Source organism: Ktedonobacter sp. SOSP1-85 (assembly GCF_016587415.1).
Classification (GTDB): domain Bacteria; phylum Chloroflexota; class Ktedonobacteria; order Ktedonobacterales; family Ktedonobacteraceae; genus Ktedonobacter.
The window spans coordinates 1908639-1926805 of the sequence record NZ_BNJI01000001.1; the positions used below are offsets into that span (position 1 = coordinate 1908639).

The 18167-nt window shown below is 47.3% G+C and carries 14 protein-coding genes; 7 read left to right on the plus strand and 7 right to left on the minus strand.

Annotated features, from left to right (window positions below; all coding sequences use genetic code 11):
* Window positions 1-772: 772 nt before the first annotated feature.
* Both KTE_RS08150 and KTE_RS08155 read right to left on the minus strand, forming a co-directional pair.
* Window positions 773-2536, minus strand: coding sequence for a glyoxalase/bleomycin resistance/extradiol dioxygenase family protein (locus KTE_RS08150; protein ID WP_201380105.1), 1764 nt, complete (start codon window positions 2534-2536; stop codon window positions 773-775).
* Between the two features lie 79 nt (window positions 2537-2615).
* The gene (locus tag KTE_RS08155) at window positions 2616-2879 is read right to left on the minus strand and encodes an HU family DNA-binding protein (RefSeq protein ID WP_201380107.1); all 264 of its coding nucleotides are present in this window, start codon (window positions 2877-2879) and stop codon (window positions 2616-2618) included.
* 352 nt (window positions 2880-3231) lie between these two features.
* Between KTE_RS08155 and KTE_RS08160 the strand changes: the two genes are divergently transcribed.
* The gene (locus KTE_RS08160; protein ID WP_201380109.1) at window positions 3232-3603 is read left to right on the plus strand and encodes a hypothetical protein; all 372 of its coding nucleotides are present in this window, start codon (window positions 3232-3234) and stop codon (window positions 3601-3603) included.
* Window positions 3604-3797: 194 nt separating this feature from the next.
* Here KTE_RS08160 and KTE_RS08165 read toward each other — a convergent pair whose 3' ends face one another.
* The 3 genes from KTE_RS08165 to KTE_RS08175 form a co-directional block, all read right to left on the minus strand.
* Window positions 3798-4076 (minus strand): hypothetical protein, encoded by a 279-nt coding sequence (locus KTE_RS08165; protein WP_236600327.1) that lies wholly within the window; start codon window positions 4074-4076, stop codon window positions 3798-3800.
* Between the two features lie 359 nt (window positions 4077-4435).
* Window positions 4436-5260: a hypothetical protein gene (locus tag KTE_RS08170; RefSeq protein ID WP_201380111.1), complete on the minus strand. Its 825-nt coding sequence runs from the start codon at window positions 5258-5260 to the stop codon at window positions 4436-4438.
* Between the two features lie 72 nt (window positions 5261-5332).
* Complete coding sequence (locus KTE_RS08175) at window positions 5333-6970, minus strand: zinc ribbon domain-containing protein (protein ID WP_201380113.1); 1638 nt, start codon at window positions 6968-6970, stop codon at window positions 5333-5335.
* A 1622-nt stretch (window positions 6971-8592) separates the two neighbouring features.
* Here KTE_RS08175 and KTE_RS08180 point away from each other — a divergent pair.
* Together KTE_RS08180 and KTE_RS08185 are read left to right on the plus strand one after the other, a co-directional pair.
* Complete coding sequence (locus KTE_RS08180; protein ID WP_201380115.1) at window positions 8593-9546, plus strand: patatin-like phospholipase family protein; 954 nt, start codon at window positions 8593-8595, stop codon at window positions 9544-9546.
* A 12-nt stretch (window positions 9547-9558) separates the two neighbouring features.
* On the plus strand, window positions 9559-10455 hold the full coding sequence (locus KTE_RS08185) for a nucleotidyltransferase (protein ID WP_201380117.1): 897 nt from the start codon (window positions 9559-9561) through the stop codon (window positions 10453-10455).
* A gap of 56 nt (window positions 10456-10511) precedes the next feature.
* Here KTE_RS08185 and KTE_RS08190 read toward each other — a convergent pair whose 3' ends face one another.
* Window positions 10512-12272: a diadenylate cyclase gene (locus KTE_RS08190; RefSeq protein ID WP_201380119.1), complete on the minus strand. Its 1761-nt coding sequence runs from the start codon at window positions 12270-12272 to the stop codon at window positions 10512-10514.
* Between the two features lie 671 nt (window positions 12273-12943).
* Between KTE_RS08190 and KTE_RS08195 the strand changes: the two genes are divergently transcribed.
* The 4 genes from KTE_RS08195 (at window position 12944) to KTE_RS08210 (ending at window position 16346) form a co-directional block, all read left to right on the plus strand.
* Window positions 12944-13663 (plus strand): M12 family metallopeptidase, encoded by a 720-nt coding sequence (locus KTE_RS08195; RefSeq protein WP_201380121.1) that lies wholly within the window; start codon window positions 12944-12946, stop codon window positions 13661-13663.
* 78 nt (window positions 13664-13741) lie between these two features.
* On the plus strand, window positions 13742-15277 hold the full coding sequence (locus tag KTE_RS08200; RefSeq protein ID WP_201380123.1) for a trypsin-like peptidase domain-containing protein: 1536 nt from the start codon (window positions 13742-13744) through the stop codon (window positions 15275-15277).
* Window positions 15278-15314: 37 nt separating this feature from the next.
* Window positions 15315-15692: a hypothetical protein gene (locus KTE_RS08205; RefSeq protein WP_201380126.1), complete on the plus strand. Its 378-nt coding sequence runs from the start codon at window positions 15315-15317 to the stop codon at window positions 15690-15692.
* Between the two features lie 99 nt (window positions 15693-15791).
* Window positions 15792-16346, plus strand: coding sequence for a hypothetical protein (locus KTE_RS08210; protein WP_201380128.1), 555 nt, complete (start codon window positions 15792-15794; stop codon window positions 16344-16346).
* A gap of 858 nt (window positions 16347-17204) precedes the next feature.
* On the opposite strand, the gene KTE_RS08215 is transcribed toward KTE_RS08210, so the two are convergent.
* Window positions 17205-18005, minus strand: a complete 801-nt coding sequence (locus KTE_RS08215; RefSeq protein ID WP_201380130.1) for a hypothetical protein — start codon at window positions 18003-18005, stop codon at window positions 17205-17207.
* Window positions 18006-18167: the final 162 nt, after the last annotated feature.

The window sequence follows — 18167 nt, forward strand, 5'->3', positions numbered from 1 at the left end:
GAAATGATCACCCGGAAGCATACGAACGGCAAACAGATCATCCCTCTTTATTTCCTCGCCCTGTATCCCCCTCTAACGCTTCTAGAACATTAACCCTATTAAACGGGACATTCGATCTTGCTTTTCGCAACATCGTTTGAATTGCTGAGTATTAAAGATACGGATGAACCGATTTTACAGGCCCCTGAAAATAAAAAGTCAACTATTAGCTCGTTCAAATTGAACAGAGCTGAGATAGCCCATAGTAAAGCTTTCCGCACTGGGCGGAGAAAGCTTCTCCTATTGCATCAGACAAATGGCCCGTTTGCGCCCCTAATGAACACCTCGCTTATTGTTCTACGACTTTTCCTTCTAGTTTAACCGGCTCTTCCAAACCAGAACAATTACAGAAGAACAACGCTTTAGATGCAGTCTGAGTGGGGGAAAGAGGCGTTTTTATTTTAAGGAAAAGGCAAAAATAAGATACAATGGTGAAAGCATACGCTATTTTTTATCTAGAAGGAACAAGACGTTGCGCCTGCTATTTCAAAATGGACACATTGTCGCGCAGTTCAACGTAATATGGGAAATTTCGTTGCTGATGGATCTCTCCACCAAAGGTATAGATTGGACTTCGGTCTACATGGAGGGGAAAGGAGAGCCAATTGGCCGTATTCACACAACGACCCATGAGGTTCAAATATTTGCAGGCAATGACATAAAACATCGACAAGTCGTCGTGCTCGGGCCAAATTCCCCAACCTCCTCATCGCACGACTAGGCAATCTCGGTATTACAAGCCAGCGTTCGTCAATTCTTCTTTCAACGCGCGCAGGTTGCGGTTTTGCTCATGCAACGCTTTCATGTAACTCGTCCATACCTCATGCTCACCGAGTCTTTCGTACAACGCACGCACCTTCGCAAGATACTGGCTAGCTACCTGATAATTCTGACGACCACGCTGAGCGATCAATCGTTCAGCGTGCTGCTGATACAATTCAATGGCCTCACGCGGTCGCGTCTCTTCGGCAGATCCGGCAACCTGGAGAGCAATGTTGCCGAATCCATAATATCCATAGCAGGAAGATTCGTAGGCATAACCATAGCTATCCTTCTTTGCCATCCCTTTCAGCAATTGCAAGGCGTGATCGATGTCCCCTTCGTCTAAGGCAATCTGGATCAGGAGCGTGGCATTCTTGCCTTGCTCCAAAAAAGCGAGTAACTGCGGTTGAAGTGTCTCCCAGCAATTGAGCTTCCTGGCGAGATTGCGGATCTCCCGATAGCGATTGAGAAGTGGCTGCACACGGAACACCATTTCGGCCATCTCCAGCTCAGCACCAAGATTCTCCCTGTCCCGATAGTATTTTTGCAGCCATTCCAGGAGGTGGAGAGCCGGTTTCTCCTGAACACGGGTTTTCATCAAGCGCTCAGCTTCGGCATCTTGTCCATGCTGGATGAACAGATCGGCCAATCCGAGGAATACAAGATCATCGACCTGCCGCGTCTCCCTGGTGGCCTCGTCAATGCGCCCAAGTGTCAAAAGCCGATCAATCAGGTCAGTAGTGCGCCCGGTTTCGCGACAGATGCGCAGGTAAGCTTCGTCGTCGAGTGTCTCTTTTTCTAGATCCAGCCAGAGCTTTCCATAGGCTTGACGCCGTGAACCAGTGAGTGCTTCTTCTTCTCCGCCCAGAATCTTGCGAATCCTCGTTGCGAGTGTGTGGCATTCCAACGGCGTGGTGTAGCGGACAAGTTGATCAGCAGCGCTGGAATCAAAGCCGTGCCCATCATCTGCATGCAAGTCATGCTGATAGATCTCAAACAACACCTCGATGCTCTTCTCACGCGCCACTCGATCGGTCCGTTCGTTCGCCAAAATGATACCCAGCGCTTCAATACATTCTGTGACAAACTCCTCCAATCCTTCCTCTTCGGGATAGTACCCTTCTTCTTCATGGTAGCCATCGTATTCAGCTTCTTCTTCGTAGTAGAGGTGAGACTGCTCAAAGATTTCTGTCACCAGCGTTTCATAGATGGTGGTCGCACCAAGATAGTCCCGTTGTTGTGTCAACTTCTCGGCGGCCTCTTTTACTGCTTGCAATCCCTGCGTAATACGTGGAATATCGCGTTGAAAAGCGTCAGCCACCTGACGACGATAGATCGTTGGATGGACTGAGAGGATTTTTTGCGCCGGACGAAGGAGGTAGCCATCAGGATGACGCACCCAAAATTGCCGCATATGCCAGGGATACTCGGCGAGTGGGCGCACGATGTCAGCCTCAGCCTGTTGTGCCTGATGATAGATGGCATCGATGTTCTCTACCAGAAGGACGATCTCAACGCCACTGCCTCGCTGCCCTGGTGGAATAAGGTGTGAACGCTCGGTCTCCCAGTATGGGGTATCGTCTGCTGCCAGTTGAATACAGGTCTCATCACGTGACAATTCCGCATATTCATTGGCGTCGCGGGCGGTAACATGAAAACCCAGGACGTTCTCAAACCACGTGATGGATTGCTCGAAGTTGCTCACACAAAGCTCGACCCAACTTGCTCTGGTCATTGTTCAGTCACCTTTCACCTGTATGTTGCAGTCCTGATGCAGAGAGTATATCCTGGAATGTTTTCACTGTTCTGTTCGTTTAGAGTTTGCCAGTGTAGGTTGATGACCAACCAAACAGCGCGCGCAAGCGCTGGCCCGGATTGAACTTGAAAACCCAGCTTTTCGGCTCGGGGCGAACAAAAAAGCCGCCAAAACCTGGCAACGTGACGCTTTCTCCCGCTTTAAAAGCCTCATACAATATTTCAATGACGCCATCAACCCAGGCTGTTGCTGTCGCTTCATCCGTGTCCATACGTGTAGCCAGCCGGCGGGCAACGTCTTCTTTCTTAATCCGTTCTGCCATGAGATCTTCTCCATCTTTCACTCAAGACAAGCAGAAAAGCGCTTTCCATTTGATTGTTGCGTGGTACTTTGTCCTCTCTGCTCATAGCAGAGTATACCTTGTACGCTCATGCAGCAAAGCATTGCCCTTTCTCCAGGTTGCTTCGCACAGGTTGTCTGGGGAGAATAGCCCTATTGTAGTATAGCAGACGAGATGTGGGAGATGTGTTCTGATGAGGCAAAAACCGAGTGCGTGATAGCAAATGCCCGCTCCCAATGTTGTGTGATATGCTGTAATGGTCTTGAAGCGAGAGGTGGAAGGGGAGTCAGTGAAACCGCTTGAGTTTCTGACTGATAGACAGGAAGCGAACTCCATGAGGAAAGATTTGAGCGCTCCTTCTCTGGCAATAGCTGTCGCTGTTTACGTACCAGAACAATACGCCAGACTCTTAGCCACGGCAGAAGACGCCAGTGATTTGGAGACAACCTGGCAGGAGTGGTACCACGTTTTGCAGGACACCAAGCAAAAGATGGCGGCACTTGGTATGTATCCGATTGATATGACTGTTGATGTGGACGAACTAGAAGCCTATTGTCAGCGGCAGGGGCTTCCCAATACGAGTAGCACACGTGCTGAGTATGCCGCTCACCTGTTGTCTGAGCAGCATCAGCAACAAGCACAACACCAGCAACAACGGCCATCGCAGCAGCAGCGAACGAAGAAAAAGAAGCGCCGAAGGCGATGAATGAGAAACTATCCTGTTACTGGTGTTGCCATGGTTCGCCTGTTGCTACGCGACTAGGGGAAAAAGAATGGCTCGTCCCTGATAGAGACCAGGCACTCATCTAATGGCAGGTCCGTATACAACTCTACCCATTGCCCAGTGTGGCGTGGAAACGAGAGGTGAAAGCGATTGTCGCGCGAGTACTCCATACGCGCTCATTTTACCTCAAAACTCGCTACCCGTGCATCTGGATCTGGAACACGATAGGTTGCACAGAGATAAAAATAGCGCTGATACCACTTTCCATACAGATCGACGATATAATTGAACTGTGGATTATCAGGTGGCGGTTGGATATACTGTGGCTTCAAAACCGTCTCGATTAGATCATTCGCCTTTGTGCTAACTTCCGCTTTGACGGCTTCTGGTACTCCACCTCGAGTTGGCATTGAACGAGGTGTACCGAACATCCATGGTGGTTGTTTCTTTGTCATGCACTTTTCTCTCCTGCTCTCTCATAAGACTACCACATGGCATCAGAAAAGCGGTGGAGATACCAGCATTGGCACTGAATCATCGTGAAATATCTATTCAGAAGTCCAAGAGCTTGCCAAAAAAGACTAGAATGGATACAGTAGAAGCATCACATGGCAAAATGACTCATCCTACCTCGACAGGAAATTCAAGCAGAGCAGGGAGAATCATGTCGAAAAAATAAGGAGAGCAAAGCAAACAAGGCGAGATCAACAAGCAAGGCCGGTGAAACAACTTCAACAACAGGAGCCATTGTCTTTTGAGCAAGTGAGAGAGTACCTGCACGAATTCAAAGAAGTGGTCACGTTTCAGCGAGTGCCTATAGAAAAATAGCCCCTGGAAAGGTGGGAGATAGTTTTTGGAGATTATGAAGGAGTTCATTATGCATCGCACGTATATTTTCACCGGGAATAGCATGCTGATAAGCAAGGTGTTCCAGAACCGGCCCTGGTGCCTCTCCTAGCTCTTGCTCTACCAGTTCAGGCAATTCAGCATGGTGAGCAATGCGCTGCATCATCTCATAGATGACGGGAAGGCGTATCGGATCTTGGGCTTGATAATGGTCGAGATACTGTTGCCAGTAGTTTTCTAGAAAAGGCGCACGAAACGTACAATCCGCTGCATCGATACCAAAAAGCACATTTCCTTTCACCATTGCCTGGTGGATATCTCCAGTTCCACAATAGTAGTGTAAGACATCGTGACGCCAGAAATCCTCTGCATTGGGAACGAAATGGGTTCTCCTACGATACAGTACTGTTTTTGTGGAAACATCAATCCTTCTCGGGAAAAATGCCTCTGGCTCAAATTGGATAGCAGCGGCAACCAAATCAGTATGGGGTGGCGTAACAGCCCAGAATACATGTTGTTGTGGCAAATCGAGTGTGCGCGCTATTCTATAGTAGAGCCGTTCATGGATGGCGTCGCTGCCGACTTTGAGAAGATACACAATAGGAGCTTTTCGTCGCTGTTCCCAATCCTGAGCAGTTAGACCGACGGAACGCGCTGCTCCAACCCAGTAACTCAGTCCCCCTTTGGAATATTTGGAGACATAATAGGGGGTAATGTCCACCGGCGTTTGATCATCAAGGGGCCAATTCCAGGCTGGCTGTTCTGGCTGACGCGTCTGTGATGATATCTCCATCTGTCCTACCTGTTCTTTTCCTTTTTGGTTTGCCGTTTCACAAGTAGAACTGTACACTGAGAGCTCCCTGTGCTAAAGCAACGGGGGTTCCAAGGGTTCGTTCCACGCTTCGAGCCAGTCCCCTTTGGTGAGACCTGCTCGCTCTTGTGGTGGTTCGCCTGGACTTTTGGGCAGACGCGCTCCGGCTCGGGAGATGCCCAAGCTTTGGGGCAGGCTCTGCCCCTCTTTCGCGCGTTGACGAGTACGCTCGTGTGCTGCCCGCAGGCGCGCTTCCGCACCATCCCAATACCCCTGGTATCGGGCACACGAGGGAGTTGGATCTGCTGGATCGAGGTAGGCGGCAAGAAAGGCGGAGTAGAGGTCACGTTGCGCGGGACCCACGCCACATGCACACTGATGCCAGCGCTGAGAGAGCGGCTTCTTGACCCGTCTGCCGCAGCCGTGGCACCATTGGCTCAATGCCGTGGTTCGTGTGGGAACTTCCACCAGGGTGCCGCCCGTGCTTGCAACGGTGCGTCTCAAGAGTTCCACAAACATCCCTGGTGCTCGCAGTCCCACGCTCTTGCCAAACTGCTTCTGCCACGCCTTGTAGGAAATCTTTTCGATGATGATGGTGGTGCCAAGCTTCATCACTTCATGCACCTTGCGGCCATGCAGGCTCTTGCGGTGCGCTGCCAGCTTGCGCTCTCTCGTCGCCTTTCGTCGTCGGGTGGCCTGGTAGCGCCTGCTCTGCTTCCATTGGAGCTTCTTGTTGCCCTGCTTCTTGATGCGCCCCTTTTCGTCGTAGTGCTCAGGATTGGCCGCTCGCCGCTGCCGATCCATTTGCCGCTGCAACCGACGAATGGCACGGGCCTCGGGAGCAAGTTCTGCACAGAAGACCTCCAGGCTCGCCTCCCCTTCCTGGGGAACGAGGGCCAGGGTCGAGGGTCCCCAATCCCCTCCGACGGTGCCCGTGCCAATCGTGTGTTTAGGCTTGTGGTGAGGCTTACCCTCCAAGGCCAGTTGCACCACGTAGCGATCGCCCTGCGCATCAGCACCGGCTGCTCTGGGGCTACTGGCGGGACGTCGGATGAGGCGAACATACTTGATGCGGTGCCTCAGCCCATGCGTGACCACCTCATCCTTCCAATCGATGAGAGCGGGCAGCTGGTCCCCGTTCCAGAGCACAAAGCCCGCGTTTCCAGCTTCGGGCGCCTGCAAGACAAAGCGGAGACTGGTATCATTGCGCTTGTTCTCGATGTTGGAGAAGCCACGTCCTCGACTCTTAAAACGCACGCGTTTGGCCTTGCCCAGGCAGACGCGATTGAGGGCGCGGTACGCCCGGGAGGCCAGCGTTTGTGCCAGCACCGCCTCGATGTGCTCGGCAATCCAGCCCACGCGCAGTCCTTTGACCGCTTCATGCAAGGCCGCCTCGGTGAAGCCATACGTTTTGCGCAAGGCGGAGAAGGCGGCGGCCCGTTCGGCTTTCTGGGTGCGAGGAAGGGTACGAGCCACGTGCCAAGCAGGGTCAGCGCGCATGCAACGCAGGCGCTTTTGGCCTTGGGAGAGGATGGCATTGTAGAGCTGACGGGCGGCTTCCAGGTGGGCACGCAAGCGGGAGGCTTGCCCTGCATTGACGACCAGGGGCAGTTCGAGCAGGAAGGTGGGGGTGGCAGGCCGTTTCTCCTGCTGTTCCTTCTGCTTGCGTTGTCCCTGGCATTTCTTTGGCATACCCGCTCCTCCTTCAATCTCGTACGTGCGATCGATCCTAGCACGTCTATTGTACCAGAGAGTCACAAAGAACGCAAGTTCTAAAAGGCTGGCTTTTTCCGATCCTCACGCTCACGCGGGGGTGGCGATTCATCCCCGGCATCAATGACTCTGTTGAAAAATTTTATCAGGTTGTCCTGACGAGGGAATCACTATCTGCGAAAGAGGCATGGAATGCAAAAATGGGCAGAAAAGAGAGCGAACTCACCTGAAAAATGACTGTCAAGGTGCCTCTTTCACGCCTTAAATACCGCTTGTGCTTATTCCTCTTTCTCGACAACTTGTCCGGACAAAATTTCCCAACAGAGTCATCACCGACCAGGGCATTCTCACCACGGTCTCTGTAAAAGACAGGAACAGACAAGCTCATGGATTTTTCCTGCGCAGTACCTCAGCCGTTCAACCTGCTGTCTGCTTCAGAAGCGATTTCAATCGCACCAGAAATAACACTGCAGAGCCCGATTTACCAACGAGAAGAGAAACCAACATCTCAATAGCAGCCACTGGATTGGAAGAGAAAGGAAAGAAAGGGAAGCACCCGGGAAGCAATAGCAATCCCGGGTGCGACAGCGGAACCGGCGGAACCGACGGGCGACGAACCATCGGTCGCACCTAGGACTCATCCCTCTTGACGTTCTCTGCTCGGCGAAAGATGCTCTTCTTGTGTGTCAAGAGCAGCCAAGCGAAGCTGTTCCAGATCATCCTGTTGAGGATGCTCTTAGCAATCCTGCGATTGTTTCCCGATCACAACTTCGCCCGGGACCACATCATCCCCAGTGGAAAATTCCGCACGTGGAGTGGCCAACCGTGTTACGACGCGTCACAGAGAATCACGAGCCACTGCGCAAAGTTGCAGAAGATTATGGAGTCTCACACGAGACGGTAAGACGTTTAATCAACGCTGTACAGAAGAGAACAAGCTAATTTATTCAACCTGTGTTCCTGATTGCATCAGTTTTGTGATATCTTGACGCGACGCCTCAAGTATCCAGTTTATCCACAACCTACCTTGGCCTCCTGAGCAGTATGACGTCATACAGCTCAGGGTTAGTTTCAGGTCATAAGAAACATTAAGGGAATAATACACAGGATATAGTTAAATACAAGATTCTGAGTTATGAACATGAGAGAGCAGTCATATAGACTAACCCCTATGCCTTACCATTATCCGTTCTTCTGCTGCATAAAGAAATGAGCGACAACTTCAGACTCCCCTTACCTCTCCCTCGAAGAGCACATTATCTGACGCAGCTACTGCTGCTCGTCTGTTAGGTTTGAGCAGCGATCAGACATGCTGCTCATGTTCAGTTGCTTGTTGCTGGTCGTGGCACAGAAGTCGTTGCGGCTGACAACCGTGCCTTTGAGTTCATCACAGCTGCCATTTCAGCTCGATCTCTGCAATATCATAGTACAAAAAAGAAATTGGTGGTATACTTATCGCCACAAAATAGAATAGTACAGAGCTTTCAATTGCTTGAAGCAAAAGCTGATGGAAATGCTTAGGCGATTGTAAGAAAAAGATAGATCGGCTTGCATTGTAAAAATACAGAATAGATTAAGATAATGCGGAGTTTATAACAGACATGATAGGAGATAATAAAGCACAACTCAATGAGGTGGCAAAACCATTTCGAGTTCTTTCTCTGGACGGTGGTGGTTCTAAAGGCGTTTATACATTGGGAGTCTTAAAAGAAGTGGAAGCAGCCGCAAATGCACCATTATGTGAGGTTTTTGATTTAATTTTTGGCACGAGTACTGGCTCGATAATCACCGCCCTAATTGCACTAGGCTACAGAATTGAAGAAATCGAAAACCTTTATTTCACTCTTATTCCAAAAATTATGAGGCACCGTTTTAGTAGAGAGCGTACTAAAGCTTTGAAAGCTGAAGCAGATAAACTTTTTGTAGATCAAGACTTCTCTGCGTTCAAAACGCTTGTCGGGATAGTTTGCACTAATTATGACTTTGAGCGCCCAATGGTTTTTAAGAACTCTGTCCAGCAATCTCATGGGCGTGCAGCAACTTTTAAACCGGGGTTTGGCTGTACAATTGCGGAAGCGGTGGTTGCTTCCTGTGCAGCTTATCCATTCTTTGAGAAGGTTAAAGTAAAAACAGAAAATCAAGGAGAGCCGTTATTAATGGATGGCGGTTATGTGGCAAATAATCCAACCCTTTTCGCTCTTGCTGATACATATCATGCTTTAAATAAGGATACTTCAGAAATTGCAGTTTTGAGCGTAGGAGTCGGCAGCTACAATGAACCGAAACGAAGTATTTTCCACCAGATCATCTTCAGGTTTTGGCCATTTCGGCATATCGCAAAGATGTTCAATATAAGCTCAGGAACAATTGACCAACTGAGAATCGTTCTATTTCCTCAAGTGCCGTGTGTTCGTGTGAGTGAATCTTATCCTCAGCCAGAATACGCAACTGATCTATTGGAAGACGATGTACAAAAACTGAGAAAACTCCATTCTCTCGGAAGGGAATCGTTTGCCAAATACGAAAGAGAGATCAGAGCAACACTCAAAATTTAAGGATATTGCACAATGACCATACCAGAATCGCAACTCGAAACCTGGTCAAAGCAAGGCTCAGTAGCTCAATCAAGTGCCACATACCAGATAACCCGCAAAGCGCTTTTAGCTTCAGAAGCTGCGTATGCGAATAAAAATTTTGAAGTGTTCCTTCAGGGTTCATATGGAAACGATACAAATATCTATGCCGACAGCGATGTGGACATAGTTATGAGGCTGGATTCCATTTATGGTTATGACATAAGCGATCTGCTACCTGAGCAGCAAGAGGCATTTCGACAAGGTTTTAGTGCCGCTACCTACACTTTTGCTGAGTTCAAACAAGAGGTGATCACCCGCCTTTCAAATGCTTTCGGTCCTGATAACGTGACACCTCGAAACAAGGCAATTAGAATCAAAGCAGGCGGGTCTCGGCGCAGCGCCGATGTGGTGGTTTGCTATCAGTATCGACACTATCTCCGGTTTAAAAGTTCAAGTGATTATAAATATATTCCAGGCATTATCTTAGCCAGTATATCAAACGGCTATATTATAAATTATCCGAAACTACACTCGCAAAACGTTACGGCGAAACATCAAGCGACGAACAATAATTTCAAACCACTTGTCCGCATTTTTAAGAACATGCGTGGTAAGCTCGAAGCCGATGGCTTAATCGAAGAAGGCGGCGCTCCATCATACTTTATCGAGGGCCTACTCTACAATGTTCCTAACAGGAACTTTTCCGGTTCCTATAAGGAAATGGTCCTTAACATTCTCAATTGGCTTTATCAAACAACGGATCGCACTAAATTTACATGTGCGAATGAGCAGCACTATTTGCTGCGCAATAACAACGCCATTTGTTGGCCAGTTGCTAATGGAGAGAAATTTATCAATGCTGCAATACGGCTATGGAATAATTGGTAAACTGCTTATGCCAAATTGCCTCTTTTTCTTCAGAGCCCTTAATAGTTATTCTGAGCCTACAACTCATCCAGAAAATAGCTGTCATTCATGCCTGGGTAAGGCTGTAATTCTTGATATATTATCCGCATGTTATTAGTGTTCCCCAGCCAATCATCCACTCTTCGGCGGAGTTCATTGATCACATCACATTGTGTGCTAGAAAGGTAGAAACTGAGGTTTTTTAAACGATCATAGAATTTGTTGAATTTCTCGAGATTAAAGCCATTCTCCCCTACCTTTTTGGCTTCATCCTGAAGATTGGCAATCAGATCCTGAAGTTCTTGGCGCGATATCCGCCTTGGGAGATCCGGAAGTACATTGATCATTCCGTCTTCGGAAACTAAAATGATCAGTGTTGCGATTTCGCTCGTTCCAAGATAGCGAACTGCAGAATTATAACGAGATCCACGAGACGGATCTCCAACCTCGGTCGCCACGCCATCCAGAATTACTCCAATGGCGTGCATCATTCCTTTTGGGTCTACAAGGACTGCCCCGTCAATGGCAGTAAGAGGACCTATATCGTTCGCTGTCACAGGCACCGCATCAATGACAATTGCTTGAGCACTTAGTCTGCGCGCCTCGCCAGCAGCATCCGCAGAGACGATAAGCATAGTTCCATGCTCCGCATGGGCAGCAGCTTGAGCTAGCTCCCACAAGATAGTTGCATTGCACATCTCTGCATCTTTAAATACTCGCTCCGCGATATCAATGAAATGTTCGCGATCAAGACGTGGATGAGGGAGCATAGGACGCCCGTACTGCACATGAAGTAGACACTGCTCACAATGGTAAATCTCCCAAGTGCCTTGTCCAATGATCGTAATGAAAAATACAGATTCGCTTGTTGGATCATACCCATCCTCAAGTGACCCAAGACCGTAGATTTTCTGTCCGTCTGTTAGGAGCGCTAGCCCTTTCACTCCACTAAGCTCCAACAGTTTACGTACAGTTCGGTGCTGACGGAGATTGACTGGCTGGTTGAGAGTAAATTTTCTTGTGATCCATGCTGCATTGCGTGAAGCCAGCAGCATGCGGCCAAGACCCTCTCGCCGCTCGTAACGCATCGTCGCGATCTCGTTAAGAGCATCATAAAGCAATATAGGCATATTCGCTGTTGACAATACAATCATTGACCACACAAACCGCTGAGCAGCAGATCTCGCCATCTCTGCACTTGTCCGTTCAATAATGGAGACTGAACCAGGTTCTGGGCCATGCAGAGCTTTTGTTGCCTCTGCTAAGATCTCACTAACGGCGCTTGATACCAACGACGAGGTGATTGGAGTATAGTCCTTCTCGCGCGTTACTAATCTTGGGATCTCCACTAATAGATTTGTTGGAATCCCAATGGCTACATGTACTTCGTACGCTTCAACCAGAGCCGACTGGCTGACAAAAAAGCTAAGCTCCCCAGCTAGATAGTGACGATCGAGCGCTTCCTTCAATGCCTCCGCACGACAGGCATCCTGAAGTTTGCTATGCATCCTCTCATGCATATGCGCTGCACTGTGTATCAAGTGGCGACGCGGGTGCTCCTGATAGATTACTCTAGCTCGATCCTGAACATCTAGGAGTTGGCTTGGAGAAATGTAGCTGTCCTCGGGTTCAACACAAATTGGATAATTACCTTCATCGGCTCGAAACCCGATCAGGAAGATCTCAACATCAGTTTTGCATCCCAGAGATTGGAGCAAAATTTCCGTAACGGTTTCAACGTGTATCCTGAAATGAGGCTGATACCCCCACATATATTGCTTAATTATTTTGCCTGGCAATTTTGACTTCCTTTCTCTCTTAAAAGAGGCCGTCTTTCATCGAAATAGTTTGAGCATTTTTAAAAGAAGGCTAGAGCCCAATGAAAGGCAACCCCATCAATATTTAACACAATATCAGCTATTTGTCATTCATTCTTTACCACGTTTTCAGAACGGGCAAGGACCAAGGTTCTTCCTTGCTTGGTGTGATTGGCTTATTACCGGCGTCTGGGCTGTTGAACTTTTTAAATGACGCAGACCATGTTCCTGTTGTACAGGATCCCACACTGCGAGGAGACTGGCGAGTACTCTATGAGAATGTAGACTCCCCATGCCTGAGCATATCCCACGAGATCTCAAAGATACCATCTCCAAATCCGACGAAGAAACCAATTGGGCATCGGTCAGATCCGATGGGTAAGCCTGTTTGTTCATGAGAGCTCTGTCTTTCTTTTCCTCTTTCAATCGGCTCTCGTCTGCTTCTCCTTTCTAGGAGAGCCTTTTTGACCAAAACCTTACGCGCTCATTGAGAACGCATGTTCTATTATAAGTGTTGAATGCAACATTATTGCAGCTTAACATTTCCATTTCCGCAAGTATTTTTTGAATTAAATAATGTATAATATAAATCGAAGCATCCGAAATATTCCCCAAAATAGCCAGTATATGAGTTTTCCATCGGGAGGAATATAATGCCAGAAACAACAAAATACTTTTGTGCTGACCGAATCATCCCTCCAGAAGAGGCCTGGCTTGTCAACCAAAAAGCCTTTGAGGAAACTCCTATTAACCGATCTCCTTTTGAGGCTACCCTCTTACGCTCCAAACGCTGGAGACCTGGCCGCATCTTACATGTAGCTTTTTTAGAAGGCTCCCCCTCATTACAACAAAAAGTTGCCACTTATGCGCAACGATGGTCTCAGTACGCCAATGTTACCTTTCTTTTTGACAATCATCCAGAAGCTGAAATACGTATTACGTTTCAGCCTGGAAAGATCGGGACATGGTCGTATATTGGAACTGATGCACTGATTATCCCAAAAAGCGAACCTACGATGAATTATAGTTGGTTAACGCTTAACTCACTCGACAAAGATTTCTCGTATTATGTTCTGCATGAGTTCGGTCATGCATTAGGCCTGATCCACGAACACCAGAGCCCTAATGCAAGCATCCAATGGAATAAAGTGGCAATAAAAAAGTACTATACCGGCTACTCAGATGAGTGGCTCGAAAAGAATATATTTACCCACTATAAGCACACACAAACACAAAGCTCTACATTTGACCCCTACTCCATCATGCTATATCACATCCCCAAAGAATTAACTCTCAATGGCTTTGAAACGCCAATAAACACGACACTATCTGAAGCTGACAAGCAATTTATTCAACAATGGTACCTCAAATAAACTCGCCATTGGAATGCCTCTTAGTTCTCTCTACTCGTTGCGTACAATTCTTCAATAAAGATTTTTGAGGTGAGGATAATGCTTTTAGCAGGCCAGCATTTAAATGGAACTCAAAGGCAACTATTTTGCCAAACATTACAACAAGCATTTGACCTCAATAAATTTGATCAGATGCTACGTGACAATCTGGACAAGAAAGTCGAAGATATTATTGTCCCAAACGGCCTAGGTTTTCCAGACATTATAAGGAAAGTGATAGAGAGAGCAGAGCAAGAAAGCTGGACAACACAACTACTTCAAGCCGCACTTTCAGTAAGACCTGATGACCTTTCACTGTTTAAGTTTGCACAACAGTTTGGGCCAGTAATAACGACCCCCCCACTCAAAGAGCTTGTTTCTAAACACACGGGACTTGAAAGGGCCATTACTCCAAATCCTATATACGATCTAGATATCTTCATGCAACGTCTTTATGAATTAGCGAGCAGGATATGTCGCATTGAAGATCGCCATGGAACGCATCTCGGGACGGGATTTCTTGTTGGTCCAGATAGGATTATCACATGCTATCATGTGTGGGAAGCAGCAAAGGGCAGTGAAAATTTTGTATGCTACTTCACATCGGAACATCCTCCCTATTACTTGGCAGAAGAACCAAGCATTGATCTGAGCTTCCATAATCCTAACGAGGATCTCTCAAATATTCTTCCCTCCTCCGAGGAACTCGACTACGCCCTCTTACGACTCGCCAAAGCCCCAGGGAACCAGTTCATCCGCTACCCTTATCAAGATTACCCAAATCGACGCGGCTGGATTACACCATCTGCACAAGGCTACTCCTTTCCATGCAATGCATCTCTATATATTCTTCACTATCCACAGACAGATCCATATTCACCTCTAACCCTAAAACTTTCATTGGAAACCAATGCTATCATCGGGATAAACAAAAATCGGACGCGCATCAGGCACAGGACCAATACAGCGCCTGGTTCATCTGGTGCCCCCTGCTTTACTATGAATTGGGAACTAGTCGCCCTACATCATTTTGGCGACCCTAGTGATCATCCCCAGTACAACCAGGGCATTCCGTTTACTGCTATTACGAAACTTCTTGAAACACGCGGACACAAAGACATTTTTATCCCCTTTATGAATCATTCATCTTCAGAAGTGTGTCAAACCAAAGGACACGAAGTTGCTCCAAACATATCCTCAGTTTTGCATTCACAAAGGCAAGCTTCATCTTCTCCTCGAGAACCATCTTATCCTACTCATCTGGAGGCTGAAGCACCTACATTCCCACCTACTAATAAGGGATACACCAGAGACGAAGCTTCCATCGATAGAAATGATCTTTTTGATCGATTAAGTAGCTGCCTTCCAGGGGTTTTCAGTAAGATCATCACCTATTGCCGTGCACCTGATGACATTTTTTCCAGCAACCAAGCGTCCCAAGCTATCCGAGCCTCTGAACTTCTTAAATGGGCCGAAGGTGATGGAAATGTGGATCTTTCCACTCTACACGGCTACTATCTTCGCGCCTGCGGAAAAAAAACTAAGCAGAACAGACCAACTTTCATCAGACGAGGATACAGTATGCCAGATCATTGACATAAGCATCTTGAGAGAGCAACAAAAAGCTCAAAAGATGGCTTCCAATCAGCCCTTTCTTCAGGAAACACGCCAATACCTTAAAGATACTCAAAAGTCTATAGACGATGCATGCGCGCCTTTCACAGAAGGCACGCTCCCCGCCCGTGGAGAAATTATAAATGCTATTGATTCACTGGAAAAAGCGGAACAATCTATACAATCTCTTTATGCAAAATTATACAACAGTTCCTCCATACCGGATGAGATCCTAGAGAACCGTACAGTAATCAATGATTACATCAATACTATCATTGAGCAGATCGAAAAACGGCTAGTGCCAGCTCTCAACAAAAACCAAATAGCAGATTTTTCGTCGCTTCGAAAGGCTTTGAAAAAAATAGATAGGTTTCTTCCTAAGCAAAACGATTTCTGAGAGTTACTGTAGCAACCATCTTCAACGCATTGATGCAACTGAGCATACACGGGAACCATCCTTGTATATTTCGATAATTTTGAAGATAGGTTGTATGCTATGCAAAAAGAGCAAAAACCTGAGGACCTGATTAGAAGCATAGCAAAAGATCATCATATTTCGCTTAAAAGTGAGAACATCAACTGCTTATGCTATGTCTATGCTCTTGTTTTTAAAGAGGTCGCTAGAAGGTTAGCAGGAGATGAATTTGAGGATGACGAAGAAGATAATGACGAAAATGAATATGAACTATCAAATGAAGCATCTATAAGACAGATGAAAATAGCGATTGAGAAGATATACAAAAAATTCTGCTACTTTATAGCAAGCAAGAAGATAAAAGAAAGTGATCCAAGATATCATGATATAAAAGATGTCTTACCAAGTTTGATAGATGTCGCGTCTACGTTAGAGTCTTTGTTAGATGTATACAAAAATTCAAATCTTGCCCCTGAAGATCCTCAGAAATTGTCTATACGCAACGAAGCCAAGCTTTTAAAAAAAAGACGCGAAATGGAATGTTATGACAGCGCCATTATCATCGACGAGCGCATAAAATGGTGGCGAGACCAACCACCAATGGCAATTTGCCAGGATCTCGCATCTACAGGGTAAATTATACATATATCATATCTACGTCCGCCTGCCAGTTCTCTCCTCTGTTACCCCTCATATCCTCATGAACACCATCCCTTCCATATCTATACTTGAGAAAAAAACCTCTGATAGCAGAGGTATACCTCTAGACACATCCGTGAGCCATGCAAGGAGAACAGAACATAAAATTATTGACACAGGAGTCAGGGCAGTTGTTACCACCATTCATTTCACAATGGGATGTCATGTCCCTCTGGTCATCTGTCACTTTTTCTTCCCCGATACAGGTTGGAGCTGGTATGCTATCGAGTTTGACGGGATAGAGACGTTGTATGATTGGTCTAGTTTCATCGTACAAGAACTCGGAATCTCGTATCTCTCAAACATGAGGATAGTTCGTGGGCAGCTCGGAATGCCCAGTTCTGCATAATACAGCATCCACGCAATGCCACTTTCTCAGGTAAAACGCTCCATCCACCACTGATGGTGAACGCAAAAAAGATTTCGCCAGTGCAGAAGATACCAATAGGCATGGTCAAACAGGCAGGCAAAAGGCTACCAGAACATATCGAAATCCATGGTGCCCTACTCTGCTTACACCGAGAGACTCACAAAGCCCTATACGCTTTCGAACGTGTTAGCAGTTTCGTAGAGTCTTCTTTGAGTATTTTGAGGTGCTTTATCGAGGCGACCTCAACCCCGTTGATTTGGTCTCCAAACACCTGCATCCCTGTTTTGTCCCTCAATAAAAGCGGATCAACTACAACCAACCTTGTTATGATGCGGTTTACAGGATAGGTGTCGAAAAGGCAAAATATCCCTCTCTATGCTGCACCATCCAAGAGCCTTTTAGCTTGACTGCACAGCTTCTAAAATTCATTCCGAGGTAAACGCTTGGGCAAGACTCGCATGCATCGCTCGAAGGTTCTCTCCATACTTCCCATGGTCGAGACGTGCAAGAAACTCCAGAACAGGTCCAGGTGCGTTTGCCAATTCCTGCTCGACGAGATCGGGCAGTTCCGGATGCTGAGTGATACGATGCATCATCTCCTGAAGCACAGGAAGTGCGGCAGGGTTGTGCTTTTGGTGGTGTTCGAGAAACCGTTGCCAACGGCCCTCAAGAAAAGGGGTGTAAAAGCGACAATCAGCGGCATCGATGCCAAAGAGCACCTTCCCCTTCACCATCGCCTGATGAATGTCTCCCGTTCCACAATAGTAATGTAAGACCTCATGGCGCCAGAAGTCCTCAGCATTGAGAACGGCATACCTCTTTCGGCGATAGAGGATCGTTTTGTTCGTCACGTCGATCTCTTTAGGGAAAAAGGCGTCCCGCTCAAACTGGATAGCGACAGCGACCAAATCCCTATGAGGAGGCGTGACCGCCCAGAACACATACTGTTGTGGGAGATTGAGAGCACGAGCCAGCACATAGTAAAGTCGTTCATGGATGGCATCGCCGCCGACTTTCAGTAGGTAGCTAATGGGCGCTTTACGCTGTTGTTCCCAATCCTGCGCTGTTTGGCCAATACGTCGCGCTGCTCCCACCCAGTAACTCAGGCCGCTCTTCCTATGCTTGCAGACATAATACTGGGTGATATCAACAGGCATCTGATCATTTAGCGGCCAGTTCCAGGCTGTTTCCTCATCTAGAGACATATGAGGTATAATAATCTCCATCTGTGGCTATCCGCTTTTCACACTGCGATTTATATCACTCAGCGGCCCTGTTAAAAACATGCATGTCTACTCTTCATACCGTTTATCATTATCTTACCATATCTTTCAGGAACATTAGAGCGTATAAGGACGACATAGTTTAGGGGATAATGATTCTACAAA